General features: G+C 70.3%; 12 protein-coding genes. 7 read left to right on the top strand and 5 right to left on the bottom strand.

Going from position 1 to position 11,752, the window contains the following annotated elements:
* Positions 1-181 precede the first annotated feature (181 nt).
* Positions 182-673 (bottom strand): NfeD family protein, encoded by a 492-nt coding sequence (locus tag QYM41_RS15490; RefSeq protein ID WP_368800680.1) that lies wholly within the window; start codon positions 671-673, stop codon positions 182-184.
* A 261-nt stretch (positions 674-934) separates the two neighbouring features.
* Here QYM41_RS15490 and QYM41_RS15485 point away from each other — a divergent pair, with 261 nt between their 5' ends.
* Positions 935-1,309, top strand: a complete 375-nt coding sequence (locus QYM41_RS15485; protein ID WP_368800679.1) for a hypothetical protein — start codon at positions 935-937, stop codon at positions 1,307-1,309.
* Positions 1,310-1,320: 11 nt separating this feature from the next.
* Here QYM41_RS15485 and QYM41_RS15480 read toward each other — a convergent pair whose 3' ends face one another.
* Entirely contained in the window at positions 1,321-2,766 is a 1,446-nt protein-coding gene (locus tag QYM41_RS15480) for an alanine racemase (protein WP_368800678.1), read from the bottom strand.
* Positions 2,767-3,021: 255 nt separating this feature from the next.
* The gene (locus tag QYM41_RS15475) at positions 3,022-3,177 is read right to left on the bottom strand and encodes a hypothetical protein (protein ID WP_368800677.1); all 156 of its coding nucleotides are present in this window, start codon (positions 3,175-3,177) and stop codon (positions 3,022-3,024) included.
* A 473-nt stretch (positions 3,178-3,650) separates the two neighbouring features.
* Here QYM41_RS15475 and QYM41_RS15470 point away from each other — a divergent pair, with 473 nt between their 5' ends.
* A complete protein-coding gene (locus QYM41_RS15470; protein WP_368800676.1) occupies positions 3,651-4,067 on the top strand; it encodes a DUF3054 domain-containing protein in 417 nt (138 codons plus the stop codon).
* Positions 4,068-4,130: 63 nt separating this feature from the next.
* Complete coding sequence (locus QYM41_RS15465; RefSeq protein ID WP_017833527.1) at positions 4,131-4,409, top strand: Lrp/AsnC family transcriptional regulator; 279 nt, start codon at positions 4,131-4,133, stop codon at positions 4,407-4,409.
* A 101-nt stretch (positions 4,410-4,510) separates the two neighbouring features.
* Here QYM41_RS15465 and trpD read toward each other — a convergent pair whose 3' ends face one another.
* Entirely contained in the window at positions 4,511-5,569 is a 1,059-nt protein-coding gene (trpD, locus tag QYM41_RS15460) for an anthranilate phosphoribosyltransferase (RefSeq protein ID WP_368800675.1), read from the bottom strand.
* Between the two features lie 252 nt (positions 5,570-5,821).
* Here trpD and ctaE point away from each other — a divergent pair, with 252 nt between their 5' ends.
* The 4 genes from ctaE to qcrB all read left to right on the top strand — a co-directional run bounded on the left by ctaE (position 5,822) and on the right by qcrB (position 10,141).
* Entirely contained in the window at positions 5,822-6,460 is a 639-nt protein-coding gene (gene ctaE, locus QYM41_RS15455) for an aa3-type cytochrome oxidase subunit III (protein ID WP_368800674.1), read from the top strand.
* Between the two features lie 60 nt (positions 6,461-6,520).
* Entirely contained in the window at positions 6,521-7,312 is a 792-nt protein-coding gene (gene qcrC, locus QYM41_RS15450; RefSeq protein ID WP_368800673.1) for a cytochrome bc1 complex diheme cytochrome c subunit, read from the top strand.
* A gap of 73 nt (positions 7,313-7,385) precedes the next feature.
* Entirely contained in the window at positions 7,386-8,480 is a 1,095-nt protein-coding gene (gene qcrA / locus QYM41_RS15445) for a cytochrome bc1 complex Rieske iron-sulfur subunit (RefSeq protein ID WP_368800671.1), read from the top strand.
* Positions 8,480-10,141, top strand: coding sequence for a cytochrome bc1 complex cytochrome b subunit (gene qcrB / locus QYM41_RS15440; protein ID WP_368800670.1), 1,662 nt, complete (start codon positions 8,480-8,482; stop codon positions 10,139-10,141). The genes qcrA and qcrB overlap by 1 nt, the downstream gene beginning before the upstream one ends.
* 1,114 nt (positions 10,142-11,255) lie before the next feature.
* Here qcrB and QYM41_RS15435 read toward each other — a convergent pair.
* Complete coding sequence (locus tag QYM41_RS15435; protein WP_368800669.1) at positions 11,256-11,660, bottom strand: cytochrome c oxidase subunit 4; 405 nt, start codon at positions 11,658-11,660, stop codon at positions 11,256-11,258.
* Positions 11,661-11,752: the final 92 nt, after the last annotated feature.

The raw sequence follows: 11,752 nt of genomic DNA, 5'->3' as shown, positions 1-11,752 counted from the left end.
CTCTCAGAGGGTCTCGATGGTGCGGGATGTCGATGGTGCGGGATGTCGGTGGAGCGGCTTGTCGGGGATGCAGGGTCTGGATGGTGCGCACGAGGTTCGGTGGTGCTGGGGGAGTCGCTGCGGGTGAGGGGGTGGATCCGGTCGTGGCGGCGGGGACGCCGGGGCGGGTGCGGTCGGAGGGTCAGAAGGACGGTCGCGGTGCGGGCCCGCCGTCGGCGGCCGGCGCGGGGTACGGGGCCACGAGCACCGTGGCGCCCTCGATGCCGTGGACGTAGACGTCGGACCCGGCCGGCAGCGGCTCCCCGGTGACGGAGCGGGCGCTCCAGGTGTCGCCCTCCAGCCGGACGAGACCGCTGCGTCCGGTCACCGGGTCCAGCACCTGGCAGGGCAGGCCGATGAGCCGGGCGGCGTTGGAGACGGTCCCGGGCGTGGAGCGGTTCAGCCGGCGCAGGGCGATCGGGCGGACCAGGAAGATCAGCAGCACCGAGGCCAGAGCGAACGTGACGACCTGGAGCACCACGTTGTCCGTCACCCAGCTCACCGCGAACGCCAGCAGCGCGGCGGCGGACATCATCAGGAACAGGAAGTCGAGGGTGAGCATCTCGATGGCGGCGAGCGCGATCACGGCGATCAGCCACATGACCCACGCGTTCTCGACGAGCCACTCCCACATGATCGTCCCGGCCTTTCCTGCATCCGGCGGGAACGGCCCCGCCGTCCTCCCATTGTGCCCCACGGCCCCGACACGGAGCCGGACCGGCGCGGCCGCGGGACGCCGGCGGGCGTCCCCGGAATAGGCACTGTCCGAGCGGCGTTGACGTCTCTACGGTGGTGCCACCGGAGACCGCGGGTCCCGGGCGGCGCCACTGTCCGTCCGCCCGTTCCGGTGCCCGGAACGGGTCCGCCCCACCCGGTCCGCGGGAGGAGGAGATCCATGAAGCTCATCACCTCGGTGGCGGTCTCCGCCGCCGGCGCCTGGCTGGCGGGCACGGCGACCGCCGTGGTCGGCCTCTCCGCCGTCCAGTCCCGCCTGCCCGCCGTGCTGTCGAGGGGCATACCCGCGGAGCTGGACGTCGAGCAGGCGTTCGTCCTGCTCGGCACGGGCCGCTGCGCTCCCGGCGACGACCGGGCCGAGGCGCTGCGCACCCGGCTCGAGGCGGCGCACGGCCGGCCCGTCGTCTACGTGGATCTCACCGTTCCGCCCGGAGCCTCCGCGCGCCGCGCGAGCCGCACCCGTGAGCTGGCCCGGACCTTCCACGCCGACCTCGTGCTGGACCACGACGCCGGGCCTCCCGGCGGGACTGCCTGACCGGCCGCCGGTCACCCGCCGGTGGTCGTCACCGGCAGCGGGGCCGTCGCGTCGAGGATGTGGAAGGCCTCCTCGGCGAAGTCGATGACCACCTCGTCCCCGGCGGCCGCCTCCGGGACCTCGGACAGGTCCAGAGTGAGGACGGTGCCGTGGTCGAGCAGCACCGGCACCTTCTTGCCGCCGACCGTGTACGTCAGCTCGTTCTCCCGGGACGGGATGTGGTTGATCAGGCCCACCTTCTTCGGGGACGTGGTCGGTTCGGTGCACCCGTAGTCGATGCACCAGCCCGCGGGCAGCGTCTTGACCTGGCTCAGCTCCGTGGTCCAGGAGTAGAGACGCTCCTCCGGCGGGCTGCTGGTGAAGAACATCCCGCCGATGCGCAGCAGGTCGTAGTACAGGGAATCGATCTCCAGGTCGAGCACGTCGCTGGCCCCGGCGTGGATCAGCGCGTCCTTGCCGAGACCGGCGTCCCGGATCGCGCTCACCGCGTCGTCGAAGCGGCTCTTCTGGGCCGCCGTGGTGTTGGCCGTGTCGTTGCGCTCGATGGCGTCCTTGTCGGCCTCGGTGACGGTGGAGAAGTGCGTGGCGATGCCCGCGAGCTCCAGGTGGGGTGCCTCCTCGATGGCCCGGGCCAGGGGGAGTGCCTCCTCCGGCACCACGCCCTCGCGCCCCATGCCGGTGTCGACCCACAGGTGGACCTTGAGTGCTCCGCCCGTGGTGGACAGCACCTTCTCCGCGGCCTCGACCCACGCCGGGTCCGTGGCCGCGACCTCGACGTCGTAGTGCATCAGCAGGGGGATGTCCTCGACCTGGGCGACGTAGAGCACGGCGATCTTCGCCTCGACGCCGGCCTCGCGCAGGGCGATGGCGTCGCTGAGCTTCGGCACGAAGAAGTAGTCGACGTCGGCCGCGTCCTCGATGACCTTGCCGAACACGTCGACGGGCTCACCGTTCTTGAGCACCGCTCCCAGCTGAACGCCGGAGGGGAAGTCGGCGCGGATCTCCTCGGCGTTGCGCCGCACCGTCTCCGTGTCGACGCTGAGCATGGGGATGTCCTGCGTGCCGGGCGTCGTGTAGGTGTAGGCCGTCTTCTCCCCGAGAGCGTTGCCGCCGGCGGCGAAGGAGACCTCGACCGTGCCGGGCGTCCCGCGGGCCGGTGCCACACAGGCGTGCCGGGCGGAGCGCTCGTCGAACTCGCACTCGACCTCCTCCTCGCCGAAGCGCACCGTGACCGGCCCGTCCGTGTTCCCGCCGGTGTCCGCGAGCACCAGGTTGCCGCCCCGGAGTCCGCCGTGCGAGGGGGAGAGGGTGGTCGAACCGGAGGCCACCGCGGGGGGCGCGTCGGCACCCGCGTCCTGTGCGCAGCCCGCCAGGGCCAGGACGGAGAGGGCCAGCACGGACGTGACCAGCCGGCGCCCCCGGCCGTCGGGCGCGATCACACAGTTCTGTCGTCCCACGGATGTCCTTCCTTCGAGCATGTGTTTGCCGACGCGAATCCATGTCGGCCACAGCGAGCGTACCGGTGGGCGGGGCGGGGGGTCCGGTCGGCGGGAGGATCTCCCCACAAGTGGCCACAGATCGGGTGCGCGACGGCGCAACAATGCGAGACGAACGCACCGGCATCGGATCCGCTCATGCCCTCCGGGGCGCATCGGTCGCCCCGGAGGGCGCGCAGGCGGGTGGTCCGCGACGCCGCGCTCCGGACGGCATCCTCACCGGGACGGTCGCCGAGTCCGGCGCGCGGTGCCCACACCGAGCAGACCCGGTGCAGCGGCCACGGGAACGGGCTCGGTGCCGTTGCCGTGCAGGACCGAGGCCGGAACGGGCACGACGAGCAGGAAGGCGATCCCGGCGGTCGTCAGTCCCACGGACCCCGGCCCGTTCCTCCCACGTCCCGCATCAGGCTGCAGGTGCAGGCGCTGACCTTCGTCGGCACGGCGGGACGAGTTCACGCATCTGTTTCTACTCGTCCTCCCTGATGTCCGATAATCGACATTATGTAAAGTAGCGGCGACCGAGTGCTCCCCTCGGGTCACGTCGACGTCTCTGTACCAGGCCTGCCCCACTGACATTCCTGAGGCCTCGGAGACCGTCGTGGACTCCGCGGCGGCCGAAGCCGCCGGCAATCGGATGAGCCTCCACGGCCGGCACTCGCCGTGCCCCCGACAGGCCCTCCGGCACTGCTGGCGGTTCCGCCCGCACCCCGGCGCCCCGGACGGAACACTCGATCCCTGGTAGAAGGTTGAGACTTCGTCGGTCCGGGGTCGGAACTCTCACGGTTCACCTGAAGGTTGGAATGTCCGAGGATCCCGCTCCGCCGGCTCCGCACTAGACTGCGATCATGCACACCTCGTCCCCCACCGCGGCTCCACCGGCGCGCCGGGCCACCGGCTCCGGTCCGTGGGCTCCCGTGCTGGTCGTCGACGTGCTGGTCGTCCTGCTGTTCGCGGGCCTCGGCCGGAGGACGCACGCCCTGGACGCCGCAGGGCTCCTGAGCACGGCCTGGCCCTTCCTGGCGGGTCTCCTGCTGGGCTGGCTCGTGTGGCGGGTGCACCGGGCGCCGTCCGTGATCCGGCCCCGCGGCGTCGCCCTGTGGCTGACGACCGTGGCGGTGGGCATGGCCCTGCGCCTCACCGTCGGCGAGGGCACGGCGCCGAGCTTCGTCCTCGTCACGCTCGTGGTGCTCGGGGTCTTCCTGCTCGTTCCCCGGGCCCTGGTCACGGCGCTGCGCGGGGCCCGCACCCGCCGCCCGGGCTGAACCGCCCCGGCCCACCGGTCCCACCGGGACCACCCCCGTCCTCGTTCCCGAGAAAGGTGCTCCATGCTCACCGCGATCGTCCTCATCAAGACCTCCGCCGACCGGATCCCCGAGGTCGCCGAGCAGATCTCCGACATCCCCGGCATCAGCGAGGTCTACTCCGTGACCGGCGACTGGGACCTGATCGCGATGGTGCGCGTGCACCGCCACGAGGACCTCGCGGACGTCATCGCGGACCGGCTCTCCAAGGTCGAGGGCGTCGTGGGCACCAACACCAACATCGCGTTCCGCACCTACAGCAAGCACGACCTGGAGGCCGCGTTCTCCCTCGGCATCGACTGACCGGGCAGGCGCCCGTGCCGCACACGGGCGAACGGCGTGCGGGGCCGGTGAGGGAGCACCTCACCGGCCCCGTCGTCGTCCGGCCGCGGCCGGACGGGTCCTCAGCGGGTGGTGTGGGCGATCCAGCGGTCCAGGACGGCGCGGGCCGCCCCGCTGTCCACGGACTCTTCCGCGCGGCGGACGGCCGCCGCCATCCGGTCCGGAAAGGGCTCCTCGGCGGTGCGGTCGAAGGCGACCAGGCCTGCGGCGGAGTTCAGCAGCACCGCGTTGCGCACGTGCCCCTCCTCCCCCGCCAGGACCCGTTCGACCACGCCGGCGTTGTACCGGGCGTCCTGGCCCCGGAGGTCCTCGATGGTGGCCCGTGGCATGCCGAGGTCGAGCGGCTCGAGATCGTGCTGCTCGACCCGCCCGTCGCGCACCTCCCACACCTGGGACGGTGCCGTCACGGTGAGCTCGTCGAGACCGTCGGCCCCCCGGAAGACGAGGGCGCGGTCCCCGCGGGCCGCGAAGACCCCCGCGATCAGGGGTGCCAGGGCGGGGTCGGCCACGCCGACGGCCGAGGCCTCGACCCGCGCCGGATTGGTCATGGGCCCGAGGAAGTTGAACGCCGTGGCCACGCGCAGCTGCGCACGGGCCGCGGCGGCGAAGCGCATCGACGGGTGGAAGGTCTGGGCGAAGAGGAACGTCATGCCCACGTGCCGGGCCGCGGACTCCACCATCTCGACCGGCTGGTCCAGCCGGACCCCGAGCGCCTCCAGGACGTCGGCGGAGCCCGACTTCGACGACGACGCGCGGTTGCCGTGCTTCACGACCTTCGCCCCGGCGCCCGCGCACACGAGGGCCGACATCGTGGAGATGTTGACGCTGGAGAGCCGGTCGCCGCCGGTGCCGACGATGTCGAGGGCCGGGCCGGGGATGTCGACGGGCCGCGCGTTGCCGACCATGGCGTCGGCGAGACCGGTCAGCTCCTCGACCGTCTCCCCCTTCGCCCGCAGGGCGACCAGGAAACCCGCGATCACGACGTCGGAGACCTCCCCCGACATGATCGTGTCCATGGCCCAGAAGGCCTGGTCGCGGGTCAGGTCGGTCCGGGAGATCAGCGCGGTGATCAGGTCCGGCCACTCGGAGGTCGGTGCGGTCGTCGGTGTCGTCGTGTTCACGCTCCCGATCGTATCGTCCGCCGCCGGGCGGCCCGGAGCGGGCCCCTGCCACACTAGGAGCGTGCGCACCGAGGTCGTGTGACAGGGTTCACAGTCGGGGGCCGGAGGCTCCCTCGGCGGCGGCACTGCAGGCCCCGGTGCCGCGGGCGCGCCGGACCGCCCCGCCGCGGACGGCGGCGGGCGGTCGGACACGCGAACCGCCCGACCTGCTCCTGGTTGGTCCACCGGGAGTTTTGGCGACATAATGTCTCTGTGACGACTGCAACCCATACCCCAGCCAAGCCGGTAGGCGGGTCGATCAATCGGCCCAACCTGACCTCAGTGGGCACCATCGTGTGGCTCTCCTCCGAGGTGATGTTCTTCGCCGGCCTCTTTGCCATGTACTTCACCCTGCGCTCCACCGCACCGGAGCTGTGGGCGGAGGAGTCCGCCAAGCTGAACATCCCCCTGGCCCTCGCCAACACCATCGTGCTGGTGCTGAGCTCCGTGACCTGCCAGTTCGGCGTGTTCGCCGCCGAGCGGCTCCAGCCCCGCCGCACCGGCGGCGTCCTCGATCTCCGCCGGTGGGGAATGATCGAGTGGTTCGCCCTGACCTTCATCATGGGTGCGGTCTTCGTGGCGGTGCAGTCCTTCGAGTACGCGGAGCTGGTCGCCCACGGCATCAGCATCCCGGCGAACTCCTACGGCTCCGCCTTCTACATCACCACGGGCTTCCACGCGCTGCACGTGACCGGTGGCCTGATCGCGTTCCTGTTCATCATGGGCCGGGCCTTCATCGCCAAGCGCTTCGGGCACTTCGAGGCCACCTCCGCGATCGTCGTGTCCTACTACTGGCACTTCGTGGACGTCGTCTGGATCGTGCTGTTCCTGGTGGTCTACTTCCTCAAGTAGGACGCGCCGTCCCCGGGGACGCACCAAGCAAACCAACACCGAGTTAAAGGAACGTTTGACGTGAAGGCACTTTCGCAGCAGCGGCGCCACCCTCTCGCAGTCCTCGTACTGATGGTCCTGGCCCTGCTCCTCAGCGGTGGGCTCTACGCAGTCGCCACCACCACCAACGAGGCCAAGGCACAGACCGAGTCCTACACGGCGCAGGACATCGAGGAGGGCGAGAAGCTGTTCATCGCGAACTGCTCGACCTGCCACGGTCTCGACGGCGCCGGGACCCCGTCCGGTCCCTCGCTCATCGGCGTCGGTGCCGCCGCGGTCGACTTCCAGGTCGGCACGGGCCGCATGCCCATGCAGGCCAACGGCCCGCAGGCCGCGGACAAGGCGGTCCAGTTCAGCGACGAAGAGGTCCGTCAGTTCGCCGCCTACGTGGCCACGTTCGGCCCCGGCCCCGGCATTCCGGAGGAGCAGTACCTGGACGTCACCCAGGGCAACGCCGCCAACGGGGCGAAGGTCTTCCTCGCGAACTGCGCCATGTGCCACAACGCCGCCGGTGCCGGTGGCGCGCTGACCCGCGGGAAGTACGCCCCCTCGGTGATGGACGTCGAGGAGAAGCACATCTATGAGGCCATGCAGACCGGCCCGCAGAACATGCCCGTCTTCAACGACGCGAACATCACCCCCGAGGAGAAGCGCGACGTCATCACCTATCTGAAGACCCTCGAGGACAGCCCGAACCCCGGTGGCTTCGGACTCGGCGCCCTCGGCCCCGTGTCGGAGGGACTGTTCGTCTGGACCATCGGACTCGCCGTCATCATCGGGTTCACCGTCTGGCTCACCTCGCGTTCCGCCTGACGCCGCACGCCGGCAGCGGATGTCGGACCCCGAAGCTACGATCAACTGCACCAAGAGAAGAATGAGGGACCACATGGGAAGCCACAGTGACGGCACTCCCCACCAGTCGGGAACCGTTGCCACCACGGGCACCACGGCAATGGAGCGTTTCCCCGACCCCGGACTGCCCCCGCACAGCCCCCGCCTGACGGACGTCGACTCCTCCGCCGCCAAGCGCGCCGAACGGCAGGTCGTGCTGCTGTTCCTGCTCTCGATCGTCGGATCGATCCTGTTCTTCGTGGGCTACTTCGGCATCCGCGTCGAGGGTCCGATTTACGACGTCACGAACACCGCGCCCACGCAGGCCCTGCAGCTGCAGAACCTGCTCCTCGGCCTGGGCGTGGCCCTCGGCATGTTCGGGATCGGCCTCGGCGTCGTGCACTGGGCCCGCACCCTCATGCCGGACCACGAGCTGGTCGAGAGCCGGCACGCGGTGCGGACCGAGGAGCAGCGCGCCGAGGCACAGAGCATCCTCACCACCATCTACGACGAGTCGGGGATCAAGCGCCGTCCGCTGCTGCGCAACACCCTCATCGGTGCGGCGGTGCTCGCTCCCCTGCCGTTCGTCGGCCTCCTCCGGGACCTCGGTCCGACGAACCTCGACGTCCTCAAGGAGACCCTGTGGGACGAGGGGATCCGCCTGGTGCGCGACCCCTCCGGCACGCCCATCAAGGCCTCGGACGTCACCCTCGGGTCCACCTTCCACGTGGTCCCCGAGAACCTGAACTCGATCGGGCACAACGAGGGCTATCTCGACGAGAAGGCCAAGGCCGTGGTCCTGCTCATGCGCCTGGACCCGGAGACGGTCAACGTGTCCCCCGAGAAGGCCGACTGGAACGTCGACGGCATCTTCGCCTACTCGAAGGTCTGCACGCACGTCGGCTGCCCGGTCGCGCTCTACGAGCAGCAGACGCACCACCTGCTGTGCCCGTGCCACCAGTCCACGTTCGATCTCGCCAACGAGTGCGAGGTCATCTTCGGGCCGGCCGCCCGGCCCCTTCCCCAGCTGCCGATCACCGTGGACGACGAGGGCTACCTCGTGGCCCGCAGCGATTTCCAGGAGCCGGTCGGTCCGACCTACTCGCAGCGCGGTACCCATGTCGAGGAGATGCAGGGTGAGGCGAACTGATGTCCACGTCCACTGATTACGAGTACAAGCCCCAGACGGGCACCGGCCGGATCGCGAACTTCGTCGACACCCGCGTGGGCATGTCGCCGATCGTCAAGGAGTTCGGCCGGAAGATCTTCCCGGACCACTGGTCCTTCATGTTCGGCGAGGTGGCGCTGTACACCTTCGTCATCCTCCTGCTCTCGGGCACGTTCCTCGCCCTCTGGTTCGAGCCGTCGATGGCGGCCCTGGAGTACGAGGGCTCCTACGTCCCGATGCAGGGCGTGGAGATGTCCGCGGCCTACGCGTCGTCCCTCGACATCTCCTTCGACATCCGCGGCGGGCTCTTCCTGCGCCAGATCCACCACTGGTCGGCGCTGGTCTTCGCCGCCGCCGTGTCCGTGCACATGCTGCGCGTGTTCTTCACCGGCGCGTTCCGCCGGCCGCGCGAGCTCAACTGGCTCGTCGGTGTCGCGCTGTTCCTGCTCGCGATCGTCGCCGGCTTCACCGGCTACTCGCTGCCCGACGACGTGCTCTCCGGCAACGGCCTGCGCATCGCGGACGCGATCCTCAAGGCCCTGCCGATCGTGGGCGCGTACCTGTCGATGTTCCTCTTCGGCGGGGAGTTCCCCGGCCACGACATCATCGCGCGGCTCTACATCCTCCACGTGCTCGTCATCCCGGCGATCATCCTGATGCTGATCGTGGTGCACCTGTTCATGGTCGTGGTGCACAAGCACACCCAGTTCCCCGGCCCGGGTCGCACCGAGAACAACGTCGTCGGCTTCCCCGTGGGTCCGATCTACGCGGCCAAGGCCGGCGGGTTCTTCTTCATCGTGTTCGGCATCATGGCCCTGATGGCGGGAACCACCACCATCAACGCCATCTGGAACTACGGCCCGTACGACCCCTCGCCGGTCCAGGCCGGGTCCCAGCCCGACTGGTACATGGGCTTCACCGACGGCGCCGTGCGCCTGATGCCCGGCACCTGGCCGTTCAACTGGGAGTGGACGTTCTGGGGAATGTCGATCCCGATGAACGTGCTGCTGCCCATGGCGCCGCTCGCGGTGCTCTTCGGCCTGATGGCCGCGTGGCCGTGGATCGAGCGCTGGGTGACCAAGGACGACCGGGAGCACCACATCCTCGACCGTCCCCGGAACGCGCCGTTCCGCACGGCCATGGGCGCCGCCGGCGTGACGTTCTACACGGTCATGCTCGTGGCCGCCAGCGGTGACCTCATCGCCACGCACTTCCGGCTGGCCGTGAACGACGTCCTGTACTGGCTGCGCGCCCTGTACTTCCTCGGGCCGATCCTGGCGTTCATGATCACCCGCCGGATCTGCCTCGCGCTGCAGCGCAAGGACCGGGAGATCGTCCTGCACGGGCGTGAGACCGGACGGGTCCAGCAGCTCCCCCACGGCGAGTTCATCGAGGTGCACGAGCCGCTGGACGAGTTCAAGCGCTACCGGCTGGTCAACATGCCCGACTACCAGGTCGAGCCGGCGCAGCCGAACGCCAAGGGCAAGATCACCCGTGCGGAGAAGACCCGGGAGCGGATCAGCCGCTTCTTCTTCGAGGACCGGGTCGCACCGGTGACGCCCGCGGAGCTCCAGGCGGCGCACCACCACCACGAGGCCGACGCCCTCACCACGGGTTCCCAGGACCGGGAGCTCGTGCGCTGACCGCCGGACACGCGTGACGGGGCCCCGAGAGGACTGTTCCTCTCGGGGCCCCGTCACATCCGGATCCGGGGTTCTCCTCCGTAGCGGATCCGCCTCACCCGGTCCGCGGTCGACTCCCGGCGCCCGGGAGAGCACCTCTCGCCCCGTTTCCTGCCCCTCTGGCTCGCCAGGAACACGCACGCGTCTGCCCGGACCATCAGGCCCTCCAGTGGCCCCTCCAGCGCCTCCTGCGACCCGCCCCCGGTCCTACTGCGAACGCCGAGCGAATACCGGCCCCTGATCGAATCCATCCGGCACGCGACGCCAAGGATCCAGAAGGCATCGACGCCCTCCCCGGTGGTTTCGGCGACGCGCCGGGGCCCGTCCACGGATCCAGGAGCGGACCTCGACCGAACTGCGTGACCCGTTGCTCCGTGGGAGTCGTCGTCCGACCAAGGGTTCAGTGCTGCGTGGTCCAGCGCCACGCGACTGGCCACGAGGATGACGATCTCGACGTACCGTCCCGCCTGCCCCTCCACGGCCACCACATCGACCGTGTCAACGCCGAGCGAATATTGACCCCTCAGCGCCGTTGAATCCGCCCGGCGCCCGAGGGTCAGTATTCGGACGGCATCGACAGACCGCTTGCTGGACCTGTCGCATCCTCGAGGACCACGGCGGAGTCCGGACCCAAGGGGCTGTCCGTGGACAACACGTCCCGACCGCCATGGTGGCAGCGGCCCTGCGCGCAGACGATGCCGGGGCGGCGGTGGTGACCCGCTCGGCCGGACAGCAGCCTGGGCGCGGCCCCGGACCGGCAGACAGGAGGATGCCGTCCGAATTCGGCTTTTTGCACAGGCGCCCTGTTGCCTCTGGTCGACGGTGGGGGTGGCGGCTCGGGCGCTGCTGTGGCGCTCGATCCACCGGCTGCGCGCGGACCGCGGCCCGGGACGTCATCCACCGCAGTCCGCGGCACGAGGAGGGCTCCGCGTACGGCGATGACGCGAACGGGCACGACGGTGGGTGTACGGGGCCGGTCCGGAGGGCGCGTCGTGGCGGCCGAGCGGCACGGGAAAGGCCCCGGACACCAGGGGTGTCCGGGGCCTTCCCAGGGGTCGGCGCGGGGCCGTCCGTGTCAGTGGGCGTGGTCGCCGCGGGAGTACTCGAAGATGAGGCCCACCAGGCCGAGCACCGCCAGCGGGGCGGCGAGGCCGAGGATCCACCAGCCCATGGCCAGGGCGGTGAACGCCAGGGCGCAGCCGGTGCCCAGCAGGAGGGGCCACCAGCTCCACGGGGAGAAGTGACCGTACTCGCCGGCCGACTCGACGATCTCCCCGTCCAGCTTGTCCTCCGGCAGGACGCCACCGGTGTTGCGGTTCACGAGCCACAGGTAGACCGCGAGCATGAACGACATGGCGCCGACCGCGAGCAGGGCCGGGAACCCGACGAGCTCGTCGAAGCGGGTCATGAAGCCGTAGACCACGCCGACCAGGACGCTGAAGAGACCCAGGATGATGAACAGTTTGATGGAGAGTTTCATGCTCAGCCCTTCCGCGTGGCCATGGCGCCGTCGTCGACCGGGGACTGCTGCGGGGACTCCGCCGCCAGCTCCGGGTGGTGCAGGTCCAGCGC

This window comes from Kocuria oxytropis (genome assembly GCF_040981195.1).
GTDB lineage: Bacteria > Actinomycetota > Actinomycetes > Actinomycetales > Micrococcaceae > Kocuria > Kocuria oxytropis.
The sequence above is the reverse complement of the archived record's forward strand: the minus strand, read 5'-3'. Positions and strand labels throughout refer to the sequence as shown.

Coding starts and splice junctions, on each gene's coding strand:
- QYM41_RS15490 (WP_368800680.1), bottom strand. CDS start 673: ATGTGGGAGTGGCTCGTCGAGAACGCGTGGGTCATGTGGCTGATCGCC.
- QYM41_RS15485 (WP_368800679.1), top strand. CDS start 935: ATGAAGCTCATCACCTCGGTGGCGGTCTCCGCCGCCGGCGCCTGGCTG.
- QYM41_RS15470 (WP_368800676.1), top strand. CDS start 3,651: ATGCACACCTCGTCCCCCACCGCGGCTCCACCGGCGCGCCGGGCCACC.
- QYM41_RS15465 (WP_017833527.1), top strand. CDS start 4,131: ATGCTCACCGCGATCGTCCTCATCAAGACCTCCGCCGACCGGATCCCC.
- qcrA (WP_368800671.1), top strand. CDS start 7,386: ATGGGAAGCCACAGTGACGGCACTCCCCACCAGTCGGGAACCGTTGCC.
- qcrB (WP_368800670.1), top strand. CDS start 8,480: ATGTCCACGTCCACTGATTACGAGTACAAGCCCCAGACGGGCACCGGC.
- QYM41_RS15435 (WP_368800669.1), bottom strand. CDS start 11,660: ATGAAACTCTCCATCAAACTGTTCATCATCCTGGGTCTCTTCAGCGTC.